The sequence below is a fragment of the Pelagovum pacificum genome, from assembly GCF_016134045.1.
In the GTDB taxonomy this organism is placed as follows: domain Bacteria; phylum Pseudomonadota; class Alphaproteobacteria; order Rhodobacterales; family Rhodobacteraceae; genus Oceanicola; species Oceanicola pacificus_A.
On sequence record NZ_CP065915.1, the window covers coordinates 3,138,474 to 3,163,379 of the forward strand.

26 protein-coding genes and 1 tRNA gene are annotated in these 24,906 nt (G+C 66.6%); 23 read left to right on the forward strand and 4 right to left on the reverse strand.

Annotated features, from left to right (window positions below):
* Position 1: 1 nt before the first annotated feature.
* Together I8N54_RS15335 and I8N54_RS15340 are read right to left on the reverse strand one after the other, a co-directional pair.
* Positions 2–661, reverse strand: a complete 660-nt coding sequence (locus tag I8N54_RS15335; RefSeq protein ID WP_140196065.1) for a GntR family transcriptional regulator — start codon at positions 659–661, stop codon at positions 2–4.
* 18 nt (positions 662–679) lie between these two features.
* Positions 680–1,372 (reverse strand): M48 family metallopeptidase, encoded by a 693-nt coding sequence (locus tag I8N54_RS15340; RefSeq protein ID WP_140196067.1) that lies wholly within the window; start codon positions 1,370–1,372, stop codon positions 680–682.
* A 108-nt stretch (positions 1,373–1,480) separates the two neighbouring features.
* Between I8N54_RS15340 and I8N54_RS15345 the strand changes: the two genes are divergently transcribed.
* Both I8N54_RS15345 and I8N54_RS15350 read left to right on the forward strand, forming a co-directional pair.
* Positions 1,481–1,813, forward strand: a complete 333-nt coding sequence (locus tag I8N54_RS15345; RefSeq protein ID WP_140196069.1) for a TIGR02300 family protein — start codon at positions 1,481–1,483, stop codon at positions 1,811–1,813.
* A gap of 88 nt (positions 1,814–1,901) precedes the next feature.
* Positions 1,902–1,977, forward strand: a tRNA-Ala gene (locus I8N54_RS15350).
* Between the two features lie 140 nt (positions 1,978–2,117).
* On the opposite strand, the gene I8N54_RS15355 is transcribed toward I8N54_RS15350, so the two are convergent.
* Positions 2,118–3,194 carry an aldo/keto reductase gene (locus I8N54_RS15355; protein WP_140196071.1) on the reverse strand — a complete coding sequence of 359 codons (1,077 nt, stop codon included), beginning with the start codon at positions 3,192–3,194 and terminating at the stop codon, positions 2,118–2,120.
* Between the two features lie 78 nt (positions 3,195–3,272).
* On the opposite strand from I8N54_RS15355, the gene I8N54_RS15360 reads away from it, so the two are divergent.
* The 15 genes from I8N54_RS15360 (at position 3,273) to I8N54_RS15430 (ending at position 16,996) form a co-directional block, all read left to right on the forward strand.
* Positions 3,273–3,902 (forward strand): TetR/AcrR family transcriptional regulator, encoded by a 630-nt coding sequence (locus I8N54_RS15360; protein WP_197097629.1) that lies wholly within the window; start codon positions 3,273–3,275, stop codon positions 3,900–3,902.
* 92 nt (positions 3,903–3,994) lie between these two features.
* On the forward strand, positions 3,995–4,252 hold the full coding sequence (locus I8N54_RS15365; RefSeq protein WP_140196073.1) for an acylphosphatase: 258 nt from the start codon (positions 3,995–3,997) through the stop codon (positions 4,250–4,252).
* A gap of 159 nt (positions 4,253–4,411) precedes the next feature.
* Entirely contained in the window at positions 4,412–4,999 is a 588-nt protein-coding gene (locus I8N54_RS15370) for a Rieske (2Fe-2S) protein (protein ID WP_197097630.1), read from the forward strand.
* On the forward strand, positions 4,996–5,823 hold the full coding sequence (locus I8N54_RS15375; RefSeq protein WP_140196075.1) for an aromatic ring-hydroxylating dioxygenase subunit alpha: 828 nt from the start codon (positions 4,996–4,998) through the stop codon (positions 5,821–5,823). The genes I8N54_RS15370 and I8N54_RS15375 overlap by 4 nt, the downstream gene beginning before the upstream one ends.
* Positions 5,820–6,473 (forward strand): glutathione S-transferase family protein, encoded by a 654-nt coding sequence (locus I8N54_RS15380; RefSeq protein WP_140196077.1) that lies wholly within the window; start codon positions 5,820–5,822, stop codon positions 6,471–6,473. Before I8N54_RS15375 ends, I8N54_RS15380 begins: the two co-directional genes overlap by 4 nt.
* A complete protein-coding gene (locus I8N54_RS15385) occupies positions 6,470–7,834 on the forward strand; it encodes an amidohydrolase (RefSeq protein WP_140196079.1) in 1,365 nt (454 codons plus the stop codon). The genes I8N54_RS15380 and I8N54_RS15385 overlap by 4 nt, the downstream gene beginning before the upstream one ends.
* A gap of 49 nt (positions 7,835–7,883) precedes the next feature.
* Entirely contained in the window at positions 7,884–8,966 is a 1,083-nt protein-coding gene (locus tag I8N54_RS15390) for a BMP family ABC transporter substrate-binding protein (protein ID WP_140196081.1), read from the forward strand.
* Positions 8,967–8,969: 3 nt separating this feature from the next.
* Positions 8,970–10,517: an ABC transporter ATP-binding protein gene (locus I8N54_RS15395; RefSeq protein ID WP_231592691.1), complete on the forward strand. Its 1,548-nt coding sequence runs from the start codon at positions 8,970–8,972 to the stop codon at positions 10,515–10,517.
* A complete protein-coding gene (locus I8N54_RS15400) occupies positions 10,507–11,577 on the forward strand; it encodes an ABC transporter permease (RefSeq protein WP_140196082.1) in 1,071 nt (356 codons plus the stop codon). The genes I8N54_RS15395 and I8N54_RS15400 overlap by 11 nt, the downstream gene beginning before the upstream one ends.
* Positions 11,574–12,485, forward strand: a complete 912-nt coding sequence (locus tag I8N54_RS15405; protein ID WP_140196084.1) for an ABC transporter permease — start codon at positions 11,574–11,576, stop codon at positions 12,483–12,485. The genes I8N54_RS15400 and I8N54_RS15405 overlap by 4 nt, the downstream gene beginning before the upstream one ends.
* A 115-nt stretch (positions 12,486–12,600) precedes the next feature.
* Positions 12,601–13,062 carry a c-type cytochrome gene (locus tag I8N54_RS15410; RefSeq protein ID WP_231592692.1) on the forward strand — a complete coding sequence of 154 codons (462 nt, stop codon included), beginning with the start codon at positions 12,601–12,603 and terminating at the stop codon, positions 13,060–13,062.
* A 218-nt stretch (positions 13,063–13,280) separates the two neighbouring features.
* Positions 13,281–14,264: an ABC transporter substrate-binding protein gene (locus I8N54_RS15415; RefSeq protein ID WP_140196088.1), complete on the forward strand. Its 984-nt coding sequence runs from the start codon at positions 13,281–13,283 to the stop codon at positions 14,262–14,264.
* Between the two features lie 30 nt (positions 14,265–14,294).
* Positions 14,295–15,065, forward strand: coding sequence for an ABC transporter permease (locus tag I8N54_RS15420; RefSeq protein ID WP_140196090.1), 771 nt, complete (start codon positions 14,295–14,297; stop codon positions 15,063–15,065).
* Positions 15,044–15,766, forward strand: coding sequence for an ABC transporter ATP-binding protein (locus tag I8N54_RS15425; RefSeq protein ID WP_140196092.1), 723 nt, complete (start codon positions 15,044–15,046; stop codon positions 15,764–15,766). Before I8N54_RS15420 ends, I8N54_RS15425 begins: the two co-directional genes overlap by 22 nt.
* 93 nt (positions 15,767–15,859) lie before the next feature.
* Positions 15,860–16,996, forward strand: a complete 1,137-nt coding sequence (locus I8N54_RS15430) for a M20 aminoacylase family protein (RefSeq protein WP_140196094.1) — start codon at positions 15,860–15,862, stop codon at positions 16,994–16,996.
* A 2-nt stretch (positions 16,997–16,998) separates the two neighbouring features.
* Here I8N54_RS15430 and I8N54_RS15435 read toward each other — a convergent pair whose 3' ends face one another.
* Positions 16,999–17,781, reverse strand: a complete 783-nt coding sequence (locus I8N54_RS15435) for a TIM barrel protein (RefSeq protein WP_140196096.1) — start codon at positions 17,779–17,781, stop codon at positions 16,999–17,001.
* Between the two features lie 394 nt (positions 17,782–18,175).
* Between I8N54_RS15435 and I8N54_RS15440 the strand changes: the two genes are divergently transcribed.
* From I8N54_RS15440 to I8N54_RS15465, 6 genes are all read left to right on the forward strand, one after another.
* Positions 18,176–19,768, forward strand: a complete 1,593-nt coding sequence (locus I8N54_RS15440; protein ID WP_140196098.1) for an ABC transporter substrate-binding protein — start codon at positions 18,176–18,178, stop codon at positions 19,766–19,768.
* A 61-nt stretch (positions 19,769–19,829) separates the two neighbouring features.
* The gene (locus I8N54_RS15445; protein WP_140196100.1) at positions 19,830–20,924 is read left to right on the forward strand and encodes a M24 family metallopeptidase; all 1,095 of its coding nucleotides are present in this window, start codon (positions 19,830–19,832) and stop codon (positions 20,922–20,924) included.
* Positions 20,925–21,932: an ABC transporter permease subunit gene (locus I8N54_RS15450; protein WP_140196102.1), complete on the forward strand. Its 1,008-nt coding sequence runs from the start codon at positions 20,925–20,927 to the stop codon at positions 21,930–21,932. It abuts the gene before it with no gap.
* Positions 21,932–22,840 (forward strand): ABC transporter permease subunit, encoded by a 909-nt coding sequence (locus I8N54_RS15455; protein WP_140196104.1) that lies wholly within the window; start codon positions 21,932–21,934, stop codon positions 22,838–22,840. Before I8N54_RS15450 ends, I8N54_RS15455 begins: the two co-directional genes overlap by 1 nt.
* 3 nt (positions 22,841–22,843) lie before the next feature.
* On the forward strand, positions 22,844–23,821 hold the full coding sequence (locus I8N54_RS15460) for an ABC transporter ATP-binding protein (RefSeq protein WP_140196106.1): 978 nt from the start codon (positions 22,844–22,846) through the stop codon (positions 23,819–23,821).
* Positions 23,818–24,774, forward strand: a complete 957-nt coding sequence (locus tag I8N54_RS15465) for an ABC transporter ATP-binding protein (RefSeq protein WP_140196108.1) — start codon at positions 23,818–23,820, stop codon at positions 24,772–24,774. The genes I8N54_RS15460 and I8N54_RS15465 overlap by 4 nt, the downstream gene beginning before the upstream one ends.
* Positions 24,775–24,906 lie beyond the last annotated feature (132 nt).

Sequence of the window (24,906 nt, forward strand, 5' to 3'; positions counted from 1 at the left end):
TCTAGCCCTTCAGCATCCGAAGGCCCTGCGTCGCGTCCGTCCGCACGGCAAGGCGCAGACCGGGTTCGTCCCCTGCCCTGAGCGCTGCGAGGATCAGCTTGTGATTGTAGGGCGGCTCGCTCCGCCGCAGCCGCCCGTAGAGCGCAGCCATCGTGGGCCCGAGCTGCAGCCAGACCGTCTCCGTCATCGCCAGCATCGCGGGGGCCTGCGCGCGAAGATAGAGCGTGCGGTGAAATTCGAGGTTCATCCGGATGTAGCCGGTCGCATCCTTCTTCGCGACCATCTGCGCCACTCCGTCATTGATCGACTGGAGGCGGTCGATCAGCGCGAAGTGGGCGCGTGGCAGGGCGCGCGTCGCCAGTTCCGGCTCCAGCAGCGCACGCAGCGAGGCAAGCTCCTCGATCCGGTCATCGGACAGTTCGGGGGTCGAGACGCGCCCCGAGAAGGACAGCGACAGCGCCCCTTCGGCGACGAGGCGGCGGCATGCTTCCCGCGCAGGTGTCATCGAGGTGCCGTACTCGCGGCCGATGCCGCGCAGGGTGAGCGCCTGCCCGGGCAGGATCTCGCCATGCATGATCCGGGTGCGCAGGGCACGGTAGACCCGGTCATGCGCCGCGCCGGTCGGGGCGGAGCCGGGTTCGTTGCGGGACTGGATCAACATGGTCAGCAGTCCTCCCGGTCAGCCATCGAAGCGCACCCGGTGCAGTTCGGTTCCATGCTCGCGCAGCCACGCGCGGGCGGGCTTGTGATCGGGAAAGAGCCGTTCGGTCAGTTTCCAGAAGCGTGGACCGTGGTTCATCTCGACAAGGTGCGCGACCTCGTGCGCGGCGACGTAGTCGAGGATGCGGGGCGGCGCCATGATGAGGCGCCACGAGAACATCAGATCGCCGTTGGAGGAACACGACCCCCACCGCGAGCGGGTGTCGCGCAGCGTGATCCGCCCGTAGCGCCGACCGATCGCGGCGGCGTGGCGGTCGCAGGCCTCGGTCAGCCGGTCGCGGGCGGCGAGTTTCAGGAACGCGCCGATCCTCACCGGGGCGCGGTCGGGATCGGGCGGGACCAGCAGTTGCCCACCCTCGAGCCGGGGGCTTCGGACGCGGGCGGCGACGATGGGCAGGTCGACGCCTTCGAAGGGCACCGTGCCGCCGGGGACCGGGTGCCGATCGTCGGTCAGCCCGGCGAGGTGGCCGCGCAGCCACGCCTCCCGCTCGAGCGCGAAATCGATGCCCTCCCGCTCGGGCACGCCTTTCGGCAGCGTCAGCGTGATGCGCCCGTCCAGCTGCGACACACGCAGCGAAAGACGCCGCGCCCGGGCGGACCGGCGCAGATTCAATTCGATCGGGGGGTTGCCCAGACGGCGTGTTTCGCCCATATGCGCCTTTCTGCCCGCGGTCGATGCCGCAAGGGTTTTGACACCGCGCGCACCTTATGGCAGGGGAGCGCGATCCGCTGCAAGCCAGACGATGAAGGACAAGGACGAATGCCCAAGGAAGAGTGGGGAACCAAGCGCGTCTGCCCGACCACGGGCAAGCGCTTCTACGACCTGAACGCCAACCCGATTGTCAGCCCCTACACGGGCGAAGTCGTGTCGGTCGACAGCGGCAAGGCCCGCACGATGGTCGCTGACGCCGAGGATTCGCAGTCCAAGAAGCTCGAGACTTCGGAGAAAGAAGAAGAGCTGGTGCTCGACGATGACGACGATGACGACAACGATGTCGATCTCGGCGACGACGTTCTCGAGGATGACGACGACGAAGATACGGTTTCGCTCGACGAGCTGGCCGATGTCTCCGACGACAAGAACGACGACTGACAGTTTTCACCGGGGAGAGATTTTTCACTTGATCTCCCCCCGGCCCGCCGCTTAGAGAGCGGCACGTCGCGGGAACGCGACACAAGGCGGGGCCTTAGCTCAGTTGGGAGAGCGCTTGCATGGCATGCAAGAGGTCAGGGGTTCGACTCCCCTAGGCTCCACCAAATCCCCCTTAGAAAAGCACCGGATAGTCCTGCCTCTCTCGGCAGATGACTTGCATCCGATCACGTAGTTCGTGGCGCGGCGGACGCCGCCACTGGTGCGACGCCCGCTCCCGGCCTGAAGCCCTGCGCCGTGGCGGCGCTTATTCCCCCCAACCGGTCACGTCATGACCGCCGAAGAGCATCTCACGGATCGCAGGAGAGCCGAGCGACGATGTGAAACCGGGGGTCGGGGCGCTGACCTTGTCGAGCCGCTCCTTCTGGTCTTCTGTCAGGCGGAGGCTTGCAGCCGCGATGTTCCCCTTGAGCTGCTTGGCCGTACGCGCACCGATGATGGTCGAGGCCACACCGGGCCGGGACATCGCCCAGGCCAGCGCCGCCTGCGCGGGTTCGCAGCCAAGCTCGTCGGCCACCTCGCGAAGGGTGTCGAGGATGGCCCAGTTGCGATCGGTGAACTTGCTGTCCCCGAACGGATTGGCGCCGCTGAGGCGTCCGGTGTCGGAGGTGTCTTCACGCTTGTATTTGCCGGTCAGGAAACCGCCGGCCAGTGGGCTCCAGGGCATCACGCCCATCCCGCCTTCGCGCGCGACCGGGAAATGCTCGGCCTCCACTTCCCGCATGACCAGCGAATATTCCACCTGCATGGCGATCGGGCCGGGCACACGGCGCTCGGACGCGATCGTCGCGGCCTTCATCGCAACCCAGGCCGGCATGTCGGAGAACGCGTAGTGACGGATCTTGCCGGCGCGCACGAGATCGCCCAGCGTCTGCACGATCTCCTCGACCGGGGTCACGCCATCCCAGATATGCATCCAGTAGAGGTCGATGTAGTCCGTTTCGAGCCGCTTCAGGGACGCGTCCAACGCGCGATGGATGTTCTTCGATCCGGCTCCGCCTGCATGCGGATTGCCACCGCCACCCTGAGAGCTCGTCAAAGGGCTGCTCGAGGCATTGAAGCCGAATTTCGTGCCCAGCACGATCTCGTCCCGCGAACCGGTTTCCCGGATGAACTTGCCGACGAGCTCCTCGCTGGCACCGCCTGAATAGATGTCGGACGTATCGACGAAGTTGCCGCCCGCGTCGCGGTAGGCGGAGAAAATCTCGCGCGAGGCCGCTTCGTCAGCGCCCCATTCGCCGGGGCCGAAGGTCATCGTGCCAAGGCAGAGGGGGCTGACGACGAGCCCGGAGCGCCCGAGAGCGCGGAAATCCGTGAGAGACATGAGGTGTGTTCCCTTATCCCTAGTGATCGTTATGAAACGCCATGTAGGTCTTGAACGCTCACGTCAATGAATTTATTAATGATCGCTATGAAAGAGTCCGTCACACACCGCCGCAAGACCGGCCGCCCCCTGTCCTTCGATAGGGATGCGGCGCTCGAAAAGGCGATGCTCGCGTTCTGGGAAAGCGGCTACGAGACGACCTCGATCAGTGATCTGACCGCGGCCATGGGGGTGACAGCCCCAAGTATCTACGCGGCGTTCGGCGACAAGAAGCGGCTCTTCCTGGAGGCGTTGCGGCGCTACGCCGGCGATCCGGCAGATCTCGAAGACATCTTCGACCGCGCGCCGACGGCACGGGAGGCCGTGTCCCGGATGCTGGAGAACGCGGCGAAGCTGTTCACCGGAGATTTGACGCCGCGAGGGTGCCTGCTGGCCAGCGCCGTGGCCACGGGATCGAAAGACGCCGCCGACGTCCGGGACGCCGCCGCGCAGGAACGGCGTGCCATTCAGCAAATCGTTGCCAGACGTATCACGCGCGATGTCGAACATGGGCTCCTGCCGCAGACAACGCGGGCAGACGTGCTGGCCAACCTCGCCATAACCGTGACGCAGGGCATGTCCGTCCTTGCTCGAGATGGTGCCGACCGGGAAACTCTGCTGGACGTCGCGCGCGCCGCGATGGTGGGGTGGCCGCCTCCGGGGAGCTGACACGCGCCGTGGCGGCCTATGCCCAGCGCGCCCGGCCCTTGCCGCCGACTGCACAGCGGACCACCTTGGGTCGCAGTACCGCCGGAGTCGCCATGCCAATCACCCGCCGTGAGAGCTTTCGGATCGTCGGAGACGTCCAGCACGAAACGTTCCCGCCGTGGATCCTTCGCTACGGCACCAAGCTGGGGCTGGAGGACATCGAAATCGCGCCGGGCGACGGCACTTTGTCCGTCAGCGCGACGGGGCAGCCGGACCTGCTCGACGCGATGGAGCTTGGCTGCAGCCTCGGCCCGATCGACGTCTCGGTGGACGAGATCGACCGCACGATCCTGAACAGCGCCGATTCATGAGCGCTCAATTTCCAGGCTGACCGCCTAGAAAGCGGGCGCCACATCAATTCAGCAGTCCGGCGGGTGCGGCCATGTCGTGCGGAATGCCGCGGGCGGGAATATCCATTGAGGTCGAAACGTGCGGCCGGACGGCCCACTGCCTGATCCGGACCGAATGACGTGACCGACGCTGCCCGCTGGTATCCAGCCGCCCTTTCCGATGACCTGCCGAACGCGGTCGCGATGCCCGCCTGTTGTGGTGACGCCGAAGTCGCCCTCTGGCGAAGCGCCACGGGCAAGGTCGCGGCATGGGAGGATCGCTGCCCACACCGGGGCATGCGCCTATCGCACGGCTTCGTGCGGGGCGAGATGCTGAGCTGCATCTACCACGGCTGGCGCTACGACCAGACCGGCACCTGTCAGAAAATCCCCGCGCACCCCGGCCTCGAGCCGCCGGCCTCGATCAAGGTCCGCAGCTTCACCGCGCTCGAGCAGGATGGCGTGATCTGGCTGTCCGAGGGCGAAATGGCAGAGCCCCCGCCCCCGCTGACCGGCCTGACGCCCCTGCGGTCGGTGACGGTCGACGCGATCACCGTGCTCGACCCGGTGAGCGAAGTGGATGGGATGACCCTTCTCGTTCAGCCGCTGCCCGGCGGGCGCACCGGGCTTCACGCGCTGACAGCCAGCACCGATCCGGGGGAGCGCAAGGCAGCCTCGCGCCGGCTGGAGGTGCTGCGGCGCGATCTCGAAGCGGGAGTTGCGGCATGAGAGATCAGTGGTATCCCGTCGGCATCACCGCCGACCTGACCGAAGCGGGCCGGGAGACGGTCCTGATGGGCGAGACAGTCCGCCTGTCGCTCAGCGACGGGCGACCCGCGGCGGAGACCGCTGACGGCACCACGCTGCCGGTTTGCGAACACTATCACCACATCTGGACCTCGCTCGGAACGCCGGCGAAGCCGCTCTTTGACATTCCCGAGGCGGCGCAGGCGGACCGGACCTTCGTGCCTTGCGGCCGCGTCCGGGTCGCCTGCTCCCCGCTTCGTGCGGTCGAGAACTTTCTCGACATCGCCCACTTCCCGTTCGTGCATACCGACATCCTCGGTTCCGAACCGCACACCGAGGTCGAGCGCTACGAGGTGAAGGTCCACGACGACACGGACGAGGTCTGGGCCACCAAGGTGAAGTTCTTCCAGCCACAGGCGGCGAAGTCCGCCGCAGGCGGGATCACGACCGAATACATGTACCGGGTGCCCGCGCCGACGGTGTCGGTGCTCTACAAGACCTGCCCGCCACGCCCCGGAGAATGGGACGTAATTGCGATCTTCGTCCAACCCGTCTCGGAGACGGTCTGCGATGTCTGGCCGTGGATGGCTCTGTTCGACGAGGACACGCCTTATGGCGATCTCGTCGGGTTCCAGCAGATGATCTTCGTGCAGGACCGCTCGATCCTCGAGAACCAGGTGCCGGCGCTGTTGCCCCTCGATCCGGGGAAGGAGATGCCGACCCGCGCCGACATGACCTCGATCGCCTATCGCCGCTGGCTGAAGAGCCACGGCTACACCTACGGCGCGCAGCTGGTGGCGGCATGATCCTGCATGACTGGGTGCTGAGCCCGAACTGCTACAAGGTGCGGCTGATGGCGGCGCTGACCGGCCAGCCGCTGGAGCAACGGGCGGTGAATTTCTACCCCGGCCGGGAGCATCTTTCGTCGGAGTACCTCGCCCTGAACCCGGCCGGGACGTTGCCGATCCTGCAGGACGGCGACCTGACGCTGACCGAAAGCGGGGCGATGCTGGCCTACCTCGCAGACAAGGCCGACGGCTGGATGGGCGACGGGTCCGCCGCGACGACGGCGCGGATCCAGCAGTGGCTCGCCTTCGCGGAGCGGCTCACGCGGACGGCGGGTGTCGCACGGGCGATCGACATGCTGGACCAGGGCGGTTCTCTGGCCGAGGCGCAGGCGGCGGGGCGCACTTGCCTCCGCGAGCTGGAGGAGCACCTGACCGAGCGTCGCATCGACGGCGGCATCTTTCTGACCGGCGACACGGCGACCATCGCCGACATCGCCTGTTTCCCGCATGTGATGCTGGCGCCGGACGGCGGGCTGCGGCTCGATCCTTACCCCTCGATCCGGCTCTGGACACGGGCCGTTCGTGCGCTGCCGGGCTTCGTCGAGATGCCGGGTATCCACCGGCTGCACGAACTCATGCCCGAGCCGGAAATGGAGCAGCTGGTATGAGCGTCCTGTTCCGCAATGCCGAGGCGATCGTGACCTCCGCGTCCGCCCCGGTGCAGCGCGGTGCTGACCTGCTGACCGACGGCAATCGGATCGCCGCCATCGGCCCCGACCTTGAGGCGCCCGACGGGGTAGAGGTGATCGACGCGACCGGCTGGGTGATCTACCCCGGCCTCGTCAACACGCATCACCACTTCTTCCAGTGCTTCGTGCGCAACCGGGTGGAGCTCGACTGGACGCGGCTGTCGCTGATTGAGTGGCTCGACACGATCTACCCGATTTTCGCCAAGCTGGACGAAGAGTGTTTTCACCACGCCTCGCTCGTCGCGATGGCGGAGCTCATCAAGCACGGCTGCACGACCGCCTTCGACCATCAGTATGCTTTCCCGAAGAACGCGGGCACGCGGCTGGTCGATCGCCAGTTCGAGGCGGCGGAGATATTGGGCATGCGCTTCCATGCCGGGCGCGGTGCGAACACGCTGCCGAAGTCGGAGGGCAGCACCATTCCCGACGCGCTGCTCGAGACGACGGACGGGTTCCTTGCCGACTGCGAGCGGCTGATCGGCGCCTACCACGACCCCTCGCCCTTCGCGATGCGGCAGGTCGCGGTCGCACCGTGCCAGCCGGTGAACTGTTGGGAAGAGACCTTCACCCGCTCCATCGAGCTCGCCCGTGACAAGGGCGTGCGGCTGCACACCCATGTCGGTGAGGGCGAAAGCCCGGTGATCGAGGCGCGCCACGGCAAGCGCACGGTCGCCTACCTCGAAGAGATGGGCTTCGCGGGGACCGACACCTGGTACGCCCACTGCTGGGAGTTGACGCCGGACGAGATCCGCGCGCTCGCCGCGTCGGACACCGGGGTCAGCCACTGTCCTGAGCCGGTCTATCTGGTCGGGGCCGAAGTGACGGACATCCCCGCGATGGCGGCGGCAGGCGTTCGGATCAGCCTCGGCGCGGACGGCGCGGCGTCGAACGACAATTCCAACCTCATGCACTGCATTCACTCCGGCTACATGCTGCAATGCCTCGCCGCTCGGACGCGCGAGTACCCCGTGCCCTTCCCGGCCGACTTCCTGCGCTACGCGACGGAGGGCGGCGCGGAAATGCTGGGCCGGCCCGAGCTGGGGCGACTGGAGCCGGGCATGGCCGCCGACCTCTTCGCCGTGGACACCCGTGCGATGGACTATGTCGGCACCCGGCACGACCCGGTCTCGCTGCCCGCGAAGGTCGGCTTCGGCGCGCCGGTAGAACTGACGATGATCGATGGACGGATCGTCTGGGCGAAGGGCGAATTCCCCGGCCTCGACGAGTTGCAGATGGCCGCACGGGCCGAAGCCGCGATGCACCATGCCCTGAGCCGATAGGCCGCCAATTCATAACAAGATCAAACGCATAACGACTGGAGAGATGAAGATGAAACAGACCCGCCGCACGTTCCTCGGCACGGCCGCGCTCGCCCCGCTGGGCGCGACGCTGCCGAAGGCCGCCTTCGCGCAGGAGGCACTGTCGCTGGCGCTGGTGACCCCGTCGCCCACTGCCGATGTCGGCTGGAGCCATGAACTGGTCGCCGGCTCCGAAGCCGCCGCAGAGGCGGTCGGCGGAGAGCTGCAACTGCTCGAGAACATCATGGAAGGCCCCGACGCCGACCGGATCATGCAACGGGCGGTCGCCGATGGCGCGGGCTTCGTGATCCTCGGCTCCTTCGGCTACATGAACGGCGGGCTGCAGCTCGCCCGGCGCTATCCGGACGTATCGATCCTGCACGCCTCCGGCTACCAGACGGCCGAGAACTTCTCACCCTTCGCGGCGAAATACTGGGAAGGCACCTACCTGATGGGCATGGCCGCCGCCGCGGTGTCGGAGACCGGCAAGATCGGCTCCGTCTCCGCCTTCGCGATCCCGGAACTCATCACGTCGCTCAACGCCTTCATCCTGGGTGCGCAGGCGATAAACCCCGACGTCGAGCTGTCGGTGATCTGGACGAACTCCTGGTTCGACCCCGCATCCGAGCGCGAGGCGGCGCAGGCGCTCATCAGCCAGGGGTGCGACGTGCTGTTCTCCAATGCGCAGGACACGCCGTCGGTCATCTCCGTGGCGGAAGAGGAAGGCGTCTATGCCTTCAACCTGAACTCCTCGATGAAGAGCTACGCCGAGACCAAGTACCTCGGCGTCGTCGGCACCGACTGGGCGCCGTTCTTCACCGCGCAGGCGCAGGCGCATCTCGACGGCACGTTCGAAGGCGCGAACTACTACCTCGGCATCGAGGACGACACGGTCTTCGTCGCGGACTGGAGCCCGGACATCCCCGAGGACGTGATGGCGCAGATCGAAGAGACGCTCGCCTCGATCACCGATGGCTCCTTCAGCCCCTTCGCCGGGCCGCTCACCGATCAGTCGGGCGAAGAGCGCGTCGCGGCCGATGTTGTGATGACCGACCAGGAGCTCCAGTCGATGGACTGGCACGTCGCGGGCGTCACCACGCCGCTGCCGGAATGATTGGTGACGGCTGCCGCTGACATCGCGGAGGAGGGCACGCCCCTCCTCCGCCTCTCGGGCATCGCGAAGTCCTATGGTCCGGTTCAGGCGAACCGGGGCATCGACCTGACCGTCCGACCCAACTCGATTCACGCCATCCTCGGCGAGAACGGGGCCGGCAAGTCGACCCTGATGAAGATGATCTACGGGGTGGAGGCGCCCGATGCCGGCACGATCGCCTGGCGCGGCGCGCCGGTCTCTCCCGCGTCGCCCGCCGACGCGCGCAAGCTGGGCATCGGCATGGTGTTCCAGCATTTCTCCCTGTTCGAAACGCTGACGGTTCTGGAGAATGTCGCGCTCGTCGTGCCGGGCAAGTTGTCGGACCTCGCGTCGCGGATCACCGATCTCGGCCGGGAATACGGGCTCGATGTGAACCCGAACTCGTTGGTCCACGCGCTGTCTGTCGGCGAACGGCAACGGGTGGAGATCCTGCGCTGCCTCATGCTCGACCCGGCGCTGCTCATCCTCGATGAGCCGACGTCGGTTCTGCCGCCGCAGATGGTCGACCGGCTGTTCGTGACGCTGCGTGTGCTGCGCGACCGGGGCGTGTCAATCCTGTTCATCAGCCACAAGCTCGAGGAGATCCGCGCGCTCTGCGACGATGCGACGATCCTTCGGGACGGCACCGTCACCGGACGCGTCGACCCGCGCGAGGCATCGGCCCGCGAGCTTGCCACGATGATGATCGGGCGCGCGATGCCGCCACCGCTGCCGGCTGAGATCGGAACGCCGGGCGCGGCGATGCTGGAGCTCGCCGGGCTCGACTGGGCCGGCCCCGATCCTTTCGCGCCGAGCCTGTCGAACCTGTCGCTGCGGGTTCGCGCGGGCGAGATCGTCGGCATCGCCGGGATCTCGGGCAACGGACAATCCGAACTTGCTGGCCTGATCTCAGGTGAGACCGCCCTGCCCCGGTCGCGGATGGGGGAAATCCTGCTCGGCGACGCGCCGGTGGGCCACCTTGGCGCGGCAGAGCGGCGGCGGAGGGGCCTCGCCTTCGTGCCCGAGGAACGGCTCGGTCATGGCGCGGTGCCGGAGCTGTCGCTCTGGCAGAACGCGATCCTCACGGCGCACGGACGCGGATTGGTCCGGCGCGGGATGGTCGACCGCCGACGCGCGCGGGACTTCGCGAAGGAGTGCATCGCAGACTTCGACGTGCGCACGCCCGGCGACCACGCGGAGGCCGGCGCGCTCTCGGGGGGCAACCTGCAGAAGTTTGTCGTGGGCCGCGAGATCATGCTCGAACCGAAGGTTCTGTTCGTCCAGCAGCCGACGTGGGGCGTCGACGTCGGCGCCGCCGCTGCGATCCGTCGCCGCCTGATCGAGATGCGCAACGCCGGCTGCGCGATCCTCGTCATCTCGGAAGAGATCGAGGAGCTGTTCGAGGTGAGCGACCGCCTCTACGTGCTGCGCTCGGGCAAGCTGTCGCCGCCGCTGGTCACGTCGGACACCACTTACGAGGAAGTCGGCGAGTGGATGATCGGTGCGGCAGAGGGGACAGCCCATGCAGTTTGACCTCGTCCGGCGCGAGCGTGCCTCGGTCCGCATGGCGGTGCTCGCCCCGCTGCTCGCCATCGTCGCGACCGGTGCCGTGGCGTGGCTGATCTTCGCCCTGCTGGGGCGCGACGCGGGCTATGCATTGTGGGTGCTGGCGGTCTCGCCCTTCACCTCCTGGTATGACTTCTCGGAAGTGCTGTTGAAGACCGCGCCGCTGCTGCTCGTCGCGCAGGGACTTGCCATCGGCTTTCGAGCGCGGGTCTTCAACATTGGTGCGGAAGGGCAGCTGGTGCTGGGAGCGATCTTCGCGTCGGCGGTGCCGGTCTATTTCCCGGATGCGACCTCTCCGTTGCTCTGGCCGGCAATGATGCTGCTCGGCATTCTCGGCGGTGCTTTGTGGGCGGCGATCGCGGCGTTCTGGCGGACGGCGCTGAACGCCAACGAGATCCTCGTGACGCTGATGCTGTCGCTGGTCGCGACCCAACTTCTGAACTGGCTGCTGCTCGGGCCGTGGAAGGACCCGGCCGGCTTCAATTTCCCGCAATCGGTGATGTTCCAGTTCGAGGCGATGCTGCCGACGCTGCTGCCGGGCACGCGGGTGAACATCTCGCTGATCTTCGCGGTCGTTGTCAGCCTCGCCGCGTTCGTGCTCATGCAACGCAGCCTGACGGGCTACCGTCTCGTCGTCGGGGGCACCGCGCCGAAGGCGGCAGGCTATGCGGGCTTTTCGGCCAGCCACGCGGTCTGGCTGTCGCTGGTGCTATCGGGCGCCGCGGCGGGGCTCGCGGGGGCGGCGGAAGTCGCCGGCCCGCTGGGCCAGCTCCAACGGTCGGTGAGCCAGGGCTACGGTTTCGCGGCGATCATCGTCGCCTACCTCGGGGGGCTGCACCCGATCGGCATCATGGTGTCGTCGCTGTTGATGGCGGCGATCTACATTGGCGGCGACAACGCGATGGTTTCGGCACAGCTGCCGCAGGCGGCGGTGCGCGTGGTGCAGGGGCTGCTGCTCGTCTTCTACCTGATCGCGGTGACGCTGGTGCGCTACCGCGTGGTTCGCCACCGGAGTGTCACGCCATGACACCGCTCGAGTTCATCCTCGCCGGCACGCTGGCCGCCGCGACCCCGCTGCTGCTCGCCGCGCTCGGCGAACTGGTGGTCGAGAAGTCGGGCGTCCTGAACCTCGGTGTCGAGGGGATGATGGCGCTCGCCGCTGCCGTGTCCTTCATCGTCGCCTACGAAACCGGGAACCATCTGCTCGCTTTCCTGGCCGGAGGGGTCGCGAGCATGGCCGCCGCGCTGGTCTTCGCTCTGCCGGTCCTGTCGTTCCGGGCCAACCAGGTCGCGGCGGGGTTGGCCGTCGGCATCCTCGCCGGGGGCCTCTCGGCACTGGTCGGGCGAAGTTACGAGAGCCTGACCGTCACGGCGTTGCCGAAGTTCTCCATCCCGCTGCTGACGGAGCTTCCGGTGATCGGCGGGGTCTTCCGGCAGGACATCGTCGTCTGGCTGTCGGTCGCGCTGGCGTTCGCGATGGCGTGGACGTTCAAGCGCACGCGGCTCGGCTGGACGATCCGCTCGGTCGGGGAAAACCCGAACGCCGCGCATGCAATCGGCACGTCTGTGCTGGGACTGCGGCTCGCCTGCATCGCCTTCGGCGGGCTGCTGGCGGGGTTCGGCGGGGCCTATGCCTCGACCGTCTACACCCCGCTCTGGGCTGACGGGATGATTGCCGGGCGGGGCTGGATCGCGGTCGCGCTCGTGGTGTTCGGCACGTGGCAGACAGGTCGCGTCGCGGCGGGGGCCATCCTGTTCGGCGCGTTGTCGCTGGGGGAACTCGTGGTGCAGGCGACGGGCGTGAACATCCCCTCGCAGCTCCTGGCTGCGCTGCCCTACCTCGCCACGATCATCGTGCTCGGGCTGATCTCGTCCAACCGGCAGCGGTTGCGGATGTATTCCGTGGCCTCCCTGGGTGAGCCGTTTCGTCGCTAGTGAAAGGCTGTCACCGGGACGGAGCTTGAGGCATCATCACGCCATGACTCACTCTGTGCCGGCACGGCGTGCCGCCGCCGGCCCGTGGGCCGAGCAGACAATCCGAGGAGGAATCGTGTCCCAACATCTTGCTTTTCGTGGCAAAGCCACTCGCCGGCTGACCGCAATCGCGCTCGCCGGCCTTATTCCCGGACTCCTCGCCGCCCAGGATCAGGCGCTCATCGACGAGGGGGAGACCATGTTCCGCCGTTGCATGTCGTGCCACATGATCGGCGACGGCGCGACGAACCGCGTCGGGCCCGAGCTCAACAACGTCATGGGGGAACAGGCCGGTCAGGGTCACGAGGACTACGACTTCTCCGACGCGATGATCGAAGCGGGCGAAAACGGTCTCGTCTGGACCGAGGAGACGCTCGACGCCTACCTCGAGAACCCGCGCGACTACGTCCCCGGCACGAAGATGACCTTCGCCGGCCTGCGACGCGAGGAAGACCGCACAGCGGTCATCGCCTACATCGCCTCGTTCTCGCCGGACTACGACCCCGCCGCCACGGGCGACGGCGACGGCTCCGAGTAAGGGCACTAGCGCATCACTGCAGGGCGCGTCCGGTTGACCGCCCTGCCGTCGGCGGTTGCGGCTCCGCCGGCGGCGGCACATAACGCCATCGACACAACAGGTCCGGTCGACCATCGTCCGCCCCTGCCCGCTTCGGGCCGGCGCGGCACGAGGTAGACCTGGATTGCCGAATTTCATCGGGGTTCCCTTCGACGGACCGAAGGGAGCGGGAGGGCCTTATGCACATCAATCAAATAAAGCTCGGGGCCGCGGCCCTGTCGGTCATCCTCGCGGGCACCGCGACAGTCGCGCAGGACCTCCCCGAGATCGAGGTCGGCGTCCTTTCCTATGGCACCGCGCAGTGGGAAATGAAGGTGATCGAGGACATGGGCCTCGACACGGCGCACGGCGTCGACCTCGTGCTGCGCGACCTCGGCAGCGAGCAGGCGGGAGACGTGGCGCTGCAGTCGGGGGACGTCGATATCATCCTCACCGACTTCATCTGGGTCTCGATCCAGCGCAATGCGGGACGCGAGATCACGCTCGTTCCGCACTCCAAGGCGGTGGGTGCGGTGATGACCAACCCCGCATCAGGGATCGGTTCGCTCGACGATCTGGACGGCGCGACGATCGGTATCGCCGGCGGCCCCGTCGACAAGAGCTGGATCATCCTTCAAGCCTACTGGGCGCAGTCACACGACACGTCGCTTGTCGACCTGGTCGACGCCCGGTTCGGAGCGCCTCCGCTGGTGAATCAGCTGCTGGCCGACGGCGGGCTCGATGCGTCGCTGAACTTCTGGCACTGGAACGCCCGCGCCAAGGCCGCCGGCATGGAAGAGGTGATCTCCGTCACCGACATGCTGGGTGAGCTCGGCGTCTCCGACCAGGCGCCGCTGCTGGGCTGGGCCTTCCGCGACGCCACCGCGGAGGAAAAGCCCGAGGCCGTGCGCGGCTTCATCGACGCGTCCTTTGCCGCGAAGCAGCTGCTGCTCGAGGATGACGAGATCTGGGAAAGCCTGCGCGGGATCATGGGCGCCGAGGATGACGAGGCGATGTTTGCCCAGCTTCGCGACGATTATCGCGCCGGGATCATCACCGAGTTCGATCCGTCCGTGATCGAAGCCGCCGACCAGACCTTCGCGATCATGGTGGAGTTCGGGGGCGAAGCGCTTGTCGGAGAGACACCCACGATGGCCGATGGTACCTTCTGGACCGGATACTGAGGCGGACCACCCAATCCATCGGACCAGTCAGTGACAGCGGAGCAGCGACGGCGACAGAGGCGGCAGGCGGAATGGCTTTCCATTCCGCTGCTTCTTGTCGTCTGGACTGTCGCGGCGCTGCTGGCGCAGGACGAGACGGTGCCGCCGCCGTGGATCGTCGTGGCGGAGATCACGGACCAGCTTGTCCGGGGCAATCTGCTTGCGGACTTCGGCGCGACGCTGACCCGCGTCGCCATCGCCTTCGTCATCGCGATGGGTCTTGGCTCGATGATCGGCGCGCTGCTCGGGCGGTTCCGGCGCGCCGACGGGCTGTTCGCGAGCTGGATCGTCATCGGGTTGAACCTGCCCGCGATCGTCGTCGCCATCATCTGCTACATCTGGATGGGCCTGACGGAGACGGCGCTCATCACCGCGGTCGTCATCAACAAGGTGCCGCTTGTCGCGACGACGATGCGGGAGGGCGTGCGTAACCTGTCGGCCGACTACCGGGAGCTCGCCGCCGTCTATCGCATGTCTGTCTGGCGGCGGTTGCGGCTGGTCGAGGTGCCACAGCTCATGCCCTACCTGCTGACCGCCGCGCGCACCGGGCTGTCGCTGATCTGGAAGATCGTGCTGGTGTTCGAAGTGCTCGGCAGCGATGGCGGTGTCGGCTTCCGGATCGGCATCTTCTTCGGCTTCTGGGACATGGCTGCGATCCTCGCCTACACGCTGACCTTCATCTGCGTGGTCTTCGCTGTCGAATACGGCGCGATGCGCCCGCTCGAGAGGAGGGTCCTCGGATGGCGTCCGGCGCAGCGCTGACGATCGAGATCAGAGAGAAGCGGTTCGACGTTCTGCCCGAGCCGCTGTTTGCGGACTTCGAACTGGAGATCGCGCCGTCGTCGGTCGTCGCGCTGCTCGGCCCGTCGGGGATCGGCAAGTCCACGTTGCTGCGCATGGTCGCCGGCGTGGATACCGATTTCACCGGGCGCATCACGCTCGACGGAGTGGAGGCCGCCGCAGCCGCGCCACCCGGCTTCGTCTTCCAGGATCCACGGCTGCTGCCGTGGCTCGATGCGGTCGGCAACATCCGGGCGGCCGGGCCTTCGGTGACAGAGACACACGCGCGGGAACTCCTCGCCGACATGGGCCTGTCCGGCTTCGAGGGCGCCCTGCCCCACGAACTGTCCGGCGGAATGCAGCGCCGCGTGGGCGTCGCCCGCGCACTTGCGGCGGAGCCGGGGTTGCTGTTGCTCGACGAACCGTTCGTGTCGCTGGACGAGGCGCTGGTGCAAGAGTTGCAGACCCTCGTGCTGAACGTGATCGACCGGCGCAGGCCGACGGTCCTTCTCGTGTCGCACGCGGCGACCGACGCGGCGCGGCTCGGGGACCGCGTCGTAATCCTGTCCCGTGACGGGATCGCCGCGGATATCACACCGGACGTGCCGCGATCCGAGCGAAGCGCCGAAGACCGGGCCCGCATTGCCCAGGATCTCGCGCAGCGGATGGAGGCTTTGCGCTGACGGCAGGCTTCGGCCCCCGAGCATAAGCCGTCGGGGCTTTCCCCCGCCCTCCGGGAATGGTGCAATCGCCCGGCCAACAAGAGAGTGCGCCCGATGTCGAACAGCCTGACCGATCTTCGCCGGCAGTTTCACCGCATCCCCGAACTCGGCTTCGAGGAGAGCCGGACCGCCGACCTCGTCTGCCGCACGCTGGACGAGATCGGCGTGCCCTACGAGCGGGGCATCGGCGGGACCGGGATCGTGGCGACGCTTACGCTCGGCTCGGGGACGGGGTGCATCGGACTGCGGGCCGATATGGACGCGCTACCGATCGAAGAGACGTCGGATGTCGATTGGCGCTCCCGGTATCCGGGGCGGATGCATGCCTGCGGCCACGATGGGCACATGACCATGCTGCTCGGCGCGGCCCGCGAGCTGACACGGCAAGCCGGCTTCGATGGTACGGTTCGCTTCATCTTCCAGCCAGCGGAAGAGCACGGCAAAGGCGCCGTTGCGATGATGAAGGACGGGCTGTTCGACCGCTTTCCGGCGGACGCCGTCTATGGGCTGCACAACATGCCATCGCGTCCAGCCGGGCAAATTGCCATGCGTCGAGGGCCGATAATGGCCGCCGAAGACAATTTCGCGGTCCGGATTACTGGTCGCGGCGGTCACTCCGCCATGCCCCATCTCGGTCAGGATGCGCTGACGATCGGAGCCGCGTTGGTCACCGGCCTGCAGACCATCGTGTCCCGCAGCATCGACCCCGTCGATGGCGCAGTCGTCTCCGCGACCGAGTTCCTGACCGACGGCGCGGTCAACGTCATCCCGACGAACGTTACGATCAAGGGCGACTGTCGCAGCTTCCGGCCAGACATCTCCTCCCTGATCGAGGCGCGCATCCGGACACTGGCCGACGGCATCTGCGCGGCACATGGTGCGACCTCGACGATCACCTACGACCGGGTGTTTCCGCCAACGATCAATTCCGCCGCCGAGACCGCCATTTCGGAGGCCGCCGCCCGGACGGTCTCAGCGGTCGAGGCCGACTGCCCGCCGGTCATGGCGTCGGAAGATTTCGGGGCGATGCTCTTGGAGAAGCCCGGCTGCTACGCGTTGATCGGCAATCGTGGGCCCGATGGCAAAGGCGGCACGGCGCTGCACAATGCCGCCTACGATTTCAACGACGACATCCTGCCGACCGGCGTCGCCTACTGGGTCGCCCTTGCGCGGGCGGCGCTGCCGGCCTGAACTCAGACGGTGAAGGCCGCGCGGAACGCCTCGAGCGCGTCTTCACTCGTGCCGCTGCAGTTGGATTCGAGCGTCACCGTCCCCGCGTAGCCCATCTCCTTCAGCGCGCGGGCGATCCCATTGAAGTTGATCTCTCCCGTGCCCGGCTCGAAACGGCCCGGTACGTCGGCGACCTGCACTTCACCGATCCAGGGAAGAGCCTTGCGACAGGTCTCGATCAGGTTCCCCTCTTCGATCTGCGCATGATAGAGGTCGAGGTTCAGGACGAGGCCCGGCCGGTCGATCTCCGACACCAGCGCGATCGTGTCCTCGGCCCTGTAGAACGGGACACCGGGGTGATCGACGGTGACATTCAGGTTCTCCAGCGCGAAGACGACGTCGAGTTCGTCGGCAAGGTCGGCGATCCGCTGAAGCGTGTCCCTGGCCTTGGTGCGATGCGCGTCGGTCACCTCCGGATACGGCCGGCGCGGGCTGCCGCCGTCGAGCAGGTCCGCCCCGGTCAGGCAGAGCCGGGCACAGTTCAGCCGCTTGCCGACTTCCGCCGTCTCGCGCGCGGTGCGCAGCATCTCGTCCGCACCTTCGTCGTCGACGAGATTGCCACCAAGGAAACCGTTCATGATCGCAAATTCGGCCCCGCTCGCCGCCATCGCGTCGACGTCGTGAGAGGTCCAGTTCCAGAACGCAGCCTGGAAGCCCATTTCCGCGAGCCGGGAACAGCGCCACGGCATCGGCTTGTCGGGCCACAGGAATTCCGCACAGGCGGCGAGCGTGAAATGATCTGGCATCCGGTATCCTCCCTCTTGGATCAAGGGGTAGGCCGGGGCGGCGCGGATGGCCAGTGCGTTCTGGACGCGACGAATCGGGATCGGGACCAACGGCCGCTCGTGGAGCGATCCGCTGCGCTGTGCTCCGGCCGAATGCCCGCGGAGCGACCTTCGGGCCGACCCAGACGCCCTTGATGCACAGCGCCTCCGACCGCCTCAGGCTCCGGCAAGGCGCTTAAAGGATGGGCATGCCGTTGCGGCATTCACGAGCCGCCGGACGCGTGACGGTTGCGTACAAAAATTTTTTAGGTTCTCATCACCTGCATGGCAGACCTCCACTCTTTCCATTCGGACAGGCGTCCGGATTCGACGGACAAGGGGGCAGACGCCAGTACCTTCAACAGGGAGTTCAACTATGAAACTCGGTAACGTTCTCGCATCCGGGGCGGCAGCGCTTGCGCTTTCCGCGGCGGCTGCGGGTGCACAGACACTCGTCTATTGCTCTGAGGGCTCGCCCGAAGGCTTCGACCCGGCGCTCTACACGGCCGGCACGACCTTCGACGCCTCCTCGCACACGATCTACAACCAGCTCGTGGAATTCGTCACCGGCACGACCGAAGTCGTCCCCGGCCTGGCTGAAAGCTACGAGGCCAGCGAAGACGGCATGTCCTACACCTTCACCCTGCGTGAAGGCGTGAAGTTCCACTCCAACGACATGTTCACCCCGTCGCGCGATCTGAACGCCGACGACGTGATCTTCTCGTTCGAGCGCCAGATGGACGAAGAGAACCCCTACTTCGGGTACTCGGGCGAGTACGTCTACTTCAACGCCATGTCGATGGGCAGCCTCGTCGAGTCGATCGAGAAGGTCGACGACATGACGGTCACCTTCAACCTGACGCAGCCGGAAGCGCCGTTCGTCGCGAACATGGCGATGGACTTCGCCTCGATCGTGTCGAAGGAATATGCCGACGCGATGATGGAAGCCGGCACGCCGGAAATGCTGACGCAGGCGCCGATCGGCACCGGTCCGTTCCAGTTCGTCGACTACCAGTCCGACGCCGTGATCCGCTACTCCGCCAACCCCGACTACTGGGTCGAAGGCGTGCCGAAGGTCGAGAACCTCGTGTTCGCGATCACGCCGGAAGCCTCCGTGCGCTACCAGCGCCTGCAGGCCGGCGAGTGCCACGTCATGCCCTACCCGAACCCCGCCGACGTCGAAGCGATGCGGGAGTCCGATGACGTGAACCTCATGGAGCAGGAAGGCCTCAACGTCGGCTACCTCGCCTACAACACGATGATGGAGCCGTTCGACAACCCCGACGTCCGTCGCGCGCTGAACATGGCGATCGACAAGGAAGCCATCATCGACGTCGTGTTCCAAGGCTCCGGCCAGATCGCCAAAAACCCGATCCCGCCGACCATGTGGTCCTACAACGACGCGATCGAAGATGACCCCTACGATCCGGAAGCCGCGCGTGCGATGCTCGAGGAAGCGGGTGTCACCGACCTGTCGATGAAGGTCTGGGCGATGCCGGTGCAGCGTCCCTACAACCCGAACGCGCGCCGCATGGCGGAACTGATCCAGGAAGACTTCGCCGAAGTCGGCGTCGAGGTCGAAATCGTCTCCTACGAGTGGGGTGAGTACCTCGAGCGCGTCCGCGACGAAGAGCGTGACGGTGCCGTTCTGCTCGGCTGGACCGGCGACAACGGCGACCCGGACAACTTCCTGGCCGTTCTGCTCGGCTGTGACGCGGTTGCCTCCGGCAACGCCGCCAACTGGTGCTACGAGCCGTTCGACGACCTCGTGAACGAGGCCAAGACGATCGCCGACCAGGAAGAGCGGACCGCGCTTTATGAAGAAGCCCAGGTTCTCTTCAAGGAGCAGGCGCCGTGGGCGACCATCGCGCACTCCGTCGTCTTCATGCCGATGCGCCCCGAAGTCGAGGGCTACGTGATGCACCCGCTCGGCGGGCACATCTTCGACGAAGTCAGCATCGCCGAATAAGGCGTGCGACCGGGCGGGCGGAGATCACTCCGCCCGCCCGTCTTTCCGGAGCACAATCCGAATGTCCGACAGATTTGCCGAGTTGAGGGCCCTCGCGAAGGGGCTCGGGGTCGATGCCATAGCGCTCGTCCCGGGGCCGAACTTCACGCGCATCCTCGGCGCAGAATTCCACACCAACGAACGCGCGTTCGTGGTGATCGTGCCCGCCAGCGGCACCCCCGTCGCCGTCGTCCCGACTCTTGAGCTCGCCTCCTGGGCGCTCGTCGGGTTCGAGGGCGAGACCTACGACTGGCCCGACCAGACCGGACCCGCCGACGCTTTCGCGAAAGCCGCCGATGCGCTGTCGCTGACCTCGGTCGTCGTCGAGGGACAGGTGATGCGGGTGTTCGTCCATCATCATATGGCCAGGGCCTGGCCGGGTCTGACCATCCTCGACGGTGAAGCCGACATTTCCTCGCTCCGCCTCTGCAAGACCGACGATGAGATCGCGGCGATGTCCGAAGCGATCCGCATCTCCGAGGAATCACTGGAGCAGACGCTCGGTCGCATCGTAGCCGGCATGTCCGAGAAGGAGGTCGAAAGCCTCCTTGTCTCGACCATGTTCTCGCTCGGGGCGGAAGATTTCGCATTCACCCCCATCGTGGTGGCCGCCGACAATTCGGCACGCGCCCACGGCCATGCCCGGGCCGACTATGCGCTGCAGGACGGCGACGCGCTGCTGATCGACTTCGGCGCACGGTGGGGCGGGCTTTGTGCCGACATCACCCGCACGTTCTTCGTCGGCCACGCCGGCGACCTCGCGCAGGAGGTCTACGCGACCGTCCTCGCCGCCAATTCCAAGGGGCACGAGGTGACGAAGGCCGGGATGACCGCGCATGACGTCGACGACGCGGTGATGTCCGTGCTCGAGGCGCGTGACGACCTCGGCTTCAAGATCGGATCGAAGACCGGTCACGGCCTCGGCCGGGCGGTCCACGAGGATCCCTACATGATGCGCGGCAACCACCAGGTGCTGCAGCCGGGGATGGTCTTCACCAACGAGCCGAGCCTCAAGAAGGACGGCGCCTTCGGGATCCGGATCGAGGACGACATACTCGTCACAGGAGACGGGTGCCGGTCACTCACCACTTTCCCGCGAGAATTGAGGATCCTGTAAGTGCTCAAGTTCGCCCTCGCCCGCATCGCGACGTTCATCCCGACCTTCATCGGGGTCACGCTGATTTCCTTCGCGTTCATCCGCGTCCTGCCCGGCGATCCGATCATCGTCATGGCCGGCGAGCGCGGCCTGACCGAGGAACGCTACCAGGAGCTGACGACGCGCTACGGTTTCGACCGTCCGCTGTATGAGCAATTCTGGGACTATCTCACCGGCATTCTGCAAGGCGACCTCGGGACCAGTTTCGTCACCAACCGGGACGTCTGGACGGAGTTCTTCACCCTGTTCCCCGCCACGGTAGAGCTGTCGCTCTGCGCGATCACCTTCGCGATCCTCGTCGGTATCCCGGCGGGCGTGGTCGCGGCGGTGTACCGGGGCAAGTTCTTCGACCGGGCGCTTATGTCGACGGCCCTTGTGGGCTACTCGATGCCGATCTTCTGGTGGGCGCTGCTGCTCATCATCGTCTTCTCCGGCAACCTCGGCTGGACGCCCGTGTCGGGCCGGATCGGGTTGATGTTCTACTTCGATGACGTGACCGGTTTCATGCTGATCGACTCGCTGCTGTCGGGACAGGAGGGCGCGTTCACGTCCGCCGTGCAGCACCTGATCCTGCCGACGATCGTGCTCGGGACGATCCCGCTCGCCATCTTCGCGCGTCAGACGCGGTCGGCGATGCTAGAAGTGCTGTCGGAGGATTATATCCGCACCGCCCGCGCCAAAGGGCTGAAGCCGTCGCGGGTCAACGGTCTCCACGCGCTTCGCAACGCGATGATCCCGATCATTACCGTGATCGGGCTGAACGTCGGCGCGCTTATGGCCGGGGCGATCCTGACCGAGACGATCTTTTCCTGGCCGGGCATCGGCAAGTGGATGGTCGACAGCATTTTCCGCCGTGACTACCCGGTCGTTCAGGGTGGCCTGCTGATGGTCGCGCTGATCGTCATGGTCGTGAACCTGACGGTCGACCTCGCCTACGGCTTCATCAACCCCAAGATCAGGAAGCGCTGATGGCCGACGCATCGTCTCACACCGCCAAAGGCGTGATCGAACACCAGCGGCCCGGCCGCCTGAAGGAGTTCTGGAGCTACTTCAAGGAGAACCGGGGCGCGGTCATCGGGCTCTACGTGTTCTTCTTCTTCGTGCTCATCGCGATCTTCGCCGATCTCATCGCGCCCTACGAATCGTCGACACAGTTCCGGTCGTTCACGCTACAGCCCCCGGTCTGGAGCGGGGGCACCTGGTCCTTCCCGCTGGGAACCGACGCACTCGGCCGGGACATGCTGTCCCGCCTGATCTACGGCGCACGCTACTCCTTCTTCGTGGGGATCGTCGTCGTGGTGGTCGCCGCGACGGGCGGCGTCTTGCTCGGGCTGATCGCGGGCTTTGCGCCGCGCTGGCTCGACACGATCATCATGCGTCTGATGGACATCGTGCTGGCTTTCCCGTCGCTGCTTCTGGCGCTGGTGCTGGTCGCCATCCTCGGGCCGTCCCTGCTGAACGCGATGATCGCGATCGCGCTGGTGCTGCAGCCGCACTATGTGCGCCTGACGCGGGCGAGCGTGATGAACGAGCTGACGAAGGACTACGTGACTTCCGCCCGTGTCGCCGGTGCGAAGCTGCCGCGCCTGATGTTCATCACCGTGCTGCCGAACTGCCTTGCGCCGATCATCGTGCAGGCGGCGCTGTCCTTCTCGACCGCGATCCTCGATGCCGCGGCACTCGGCTTCCTCGGGATGGGGGCGCAGCCGCCGACACCGGAATGGGGCACCATGCTCGCCGACAGCCGCGAGTTCGTGCTGCGCGCCTCGTGGGTCGTGACCCTGCCGGGTCTGGCGATCCTCGTCACGGTGCTGTCGATCAACCTGATGGGCGACGGACTTCGCGACGCGCTCGATCCCAAACTGAAGCGGAGCTGAGCGATGAGCCTGCTGAAAATCCGCAACCTCTCGGTCGAGTTCACGACCTCTGCCGGGCCCTTCCGTGCAGTCGACAGCGTCGACGTCGATGTCGAGGCAGGCGAAATCCTCGCCATCGTCGGCGAGTCGGGCTCGGGCAAGTCCGTCTCGATGCTGGCCGCGATGGGCCTGTTGCCGTGGACCGCGACGGTCACCGCGGACGAACTGCTGTTCGACGGCAAGGACCTGCGCAAGATGTCGGCCAAGCAACGTCGGCGCATCATCGGCAAGGATATGTCGATGATCTTCCAGGAACCGATGTCTTCGCTGAACCCGTGTTTCACGGTCGGCTTCCAGATCAAGGAAGCACTGAAGATCCACATGGACCTCGACCGTGCTGGGCGGCAGCGCCGCGCGGAAGAGCTGTTCGAGATGGTCGGCATCCCCGATCCGAAGAAACGGCTGTCGGCCTTCCCGCACCAGCTTTCGGGCGGGATGAACCAGCGGGTGATGATCGCAATGGCGATCGCCTGCCGGCCGCGCCTGCTGATCGCGGACGAGCCGACGACCGCGCTGGACGTGACGATCCAGGCGCAGATCCTCGATTTGCTGACCGGGCTTCAGTCCGAGACGGGGATGGGGCTGATCCTCATCACCCACGACATGGGTGTCGTCGCCGAGACGGCGGAGCGTGTGGCGGTCCAGTACGCGGGCCAGAAGGTCGAGGATCAACCGGTCGGCGACCTGTTCCGCGAGCCGCACCACCCGTACACCGCCGCCCTGCTCGCCGCGCTTCCCGAACGCGCGACCGAACGGCGGCTTCCGACCATTCCGGGCATGGTGCCCGGCGCCTTCGATCGACCGCAGGGGTGCCTGTTCTCGCCTCGCTGCAAGCTGGCGGACGACCGATGCCGCACCGTCGAGCCGCCGGTCATGGGGCCTGAGCTGGGCCGCGCGCGGTGCCACTACCCGCTGAACGCCAAGGCAGAGGAATCGGCATGAGCCAGACCGTCGTCACCGCCACCGAGCTGTCGCGCGACTACGAGGTCGGCGGCGGCATGTTCAGCAAGCCGAAGATCGTCCGTGCGGTCGCCGGGACCTCGTTCAGCATCGAGGCGGGCAAGACGCTGGCCGTCGTGGGCGAGTCCGGCTGCGGCAAGTCCACGCTCGCCCGTATGGTCACGCTGATCGAGGAGCCGACGAGCGGCAACCTCGTCATCGACGGCAAGCAGGCGACGCCCGACAACTGGGCGAGCCTGCGCACCGACGTACAGATCGTGTTTCAGGACCCCTACGGCTCGCTCAACCTGCGCCAGCGGGTCGGCGCGATCCTGGAGGAGCCGCTGAAGATCAACCGCCCCAAGATGTCCGCCGCCGAGCGGCAGGAGAAGGGACGCGAGATGATGCGCCTCGTCGGGCTGCGGCCGGAGCATTACGAGCGCTATCCCCACATGTTCTCCGGCGGGCAGCGGCAGCGGATCGCCATCGCCCGCGCGATGATGCTGGAGCCGAAGTTGCTGGTGCTGGACGAACCGGTTTCCGCGCTCGACCTGTCGATCCAGTCGTCGATCCTGAACCTGCTGATCGACCTGCAGGAGCGGCTTCAGCTGGCCTACATGTTCATCTCGCACGATTTGTCCGTCGTGCGGCACATGGCCGACGAGGTCGTGGTGATGTACCTTGGCCGGCCGGTCGAACACGGGCCCAAGGACGAAGTTTTCTCGGCGCCGCGCCACCCCTACACCAAGGCCCTGCTGTCGGCGACGCCGGTGGCCGACCCTGCTTCGCAGAAGCAGCGGATCAAGCTGGAAGGCGAGCTTCCCTCGCCGCTCGCCGTACCGCCGGGCTGCGCCTTCGCGCCGCGCTGCTGGAAGGCGCAGGACAAGTGCCGGCAGGAGCGCCCGGTCCTCGAGGGACAGCCGCATCCGGCGGCCTGCTATTTCCCCGAAGCCTGAGTCGATCGGCGGTCCAACGCGATCGCCGGTGCGGCAACTTGTGCTCTTGCAAGACCTTCGGTAAACCCGACCCACGGGCCGCCCTCCCTCCTTCATTCCGACGGCGACCCGTTGGGAGGGCCGTGTCCCTAC

Excerpts from the sequence above, each read along its gene's own strand:
- I8N54_RS15335 (WP_140196065.1), bottom strand. The coding sequence starts at position 661 with ATGTTGATCCAGTCCCGCAACGAACCCGGCTCCGCCCCGACCGGCGCG.
- I8N54_RS15340 (WP_140196067.1), bottom strand. The coding sequence starts at position 1,372 with ATGGGCGAAACACGCCGTCTGGGCAACCCCCCGATCGAATTGAATCTG.
- I8N54_RS15345 (WP_140196069.1), top strand. The coding sequence starts at position 1,481 with ATGCCCAAGGAAGAGTGGGGAACCAAGCGCGTCTGCCCGACCACGGGC.
- I8N54_RS15355 (WP_140196071.1), bottom strand. The coding sequence starts at position 3,194 with ATGTCTCTCACGGATTTCCGCGCTCTCGGGCGCTCCGGGCTCGTCGTC.
- I8N54_RS15360 (WP_197097629.1), top strand. The coding sequence starts at position 3,273 with ATGATCGCTATGAAAGAGTCCGTCACACACCGCCGCAAGACCGGCCGC.
- I8N54_RS15365 (WP_140196073.1), top strand. The coding sequence starts at position 3,995 with ATGCCAATCACCCGCCGTGAGAGCTTTCGGATCGTCGGAGACGTCCAG.
- I8N54_RS15375 (WP_140196075.1), top strand. The coding sequence starts at position 4,996 with ATGAGAGATCAGTGGTATCCCGTCGGCATCACCGCCGACCTGACCGAA.
- I8N54_RS15380 (WP_140196077.1), top strand. The coding sequence starts at position 5,820 with ATGATCCTGCATGACTGGGTGCTGAGCCCGAACTGCTACAAGGTGCGG.
- I8N54_RS15385 (WP_140196079.1), top strand. The coding sequence starts at position 6,470 with ATGAGCGTCCTGTTCCGCAATGCCGAGGCGATCGTGACCTCCGCGTCC.
- I8N54_RS15390 (WP_140196081.1), top strand. The coding sequence starts at position 7,884 with ATGAAACAGACCCGCCGCACGTTCCTCGGCACGGCCGCGCTCGCCCCG.
- I8N54_RS15400 (WP_140196082.1), top strand. The coding sequence starts at position 10,507 with ATGCAGTTTGACCTCGTCCGGCGCGAGCGTGCCTCGGTCCGCATGGCG.
- I8N54_RS15405 (WP_140196084.1), top strand. The coding sequence starts at position 11,574 with ATGACACCGCTCGAGTTCATCCTCGCCGGCACGCTGGCCGCCGCGACC.
- I8N54_RS15415 (WP_140196088.1), top strand. The coding sequence starts at position 13,281 with ATGCACATCAATCAAATAAAGCTCGGGGCCGCGGCCCTGTCGGTCATC.
- I8N54_RS15425 (WP_140196092.1), top strand. The coding sequence starts at position 15,044 with ATGGCGTCCGGCGCAGCGCTGACGATCGAGATCAGAGAGAAGCGGTTC.
- I8N54_RS15430 (WP_140196094.1), top strand. The coding sequence starts at position 15,860 with ATGTCGAACAGCCTGACCGATCTTCGCCGGCAGTTTCACCGCATCCCC.
- I8N54_RS15435 (WP_140196096.1), bottom strand. The coding sequence starts at position 17,781 with ATGCCAGATCATTTCACGCTCGCCGCCTGTGCGGAATTCCTGTGGCCC.
- I8N54_RS15440 (WP_140196098.1), top strand. The coding sequence starts at position 18,176 with ATGAAACTCGGTAACGTTCTCGCATCCGGGGCGGCAGCGCTTGCGCTT.
- I8N54_RS15445 (WP_140196100.1), top strand. The coding sequence starts at position 19,830 with ATGTCCGACAGATTTGCCGAGTTGAGGGCCCTCGCGAAGGGGCTCGGG.
- I8N54_RS15455 (WP_140196104.1), top strand. The coding sequence starts at position 21,932 with ATGGCCGACGCATCGTCTCACACCGCCAAAGGCGTGATCGAACACCAG.
- I8N54_RS15460 (WP_140196106.1), top strand. The coding sequence starts at position 22,844 with ATGAGCCTGCTGAAAATCCGCAACCTCTCGGTCGAGTTCACGACCTCT.
- I8N54_RS15465 (WP_140196108.1), top strand. The coding sequence starts at position 23,818 with ATGAGCCAGACCGTCGTCACCGCCACCGAGCTGTCGCGCGACTACGAG.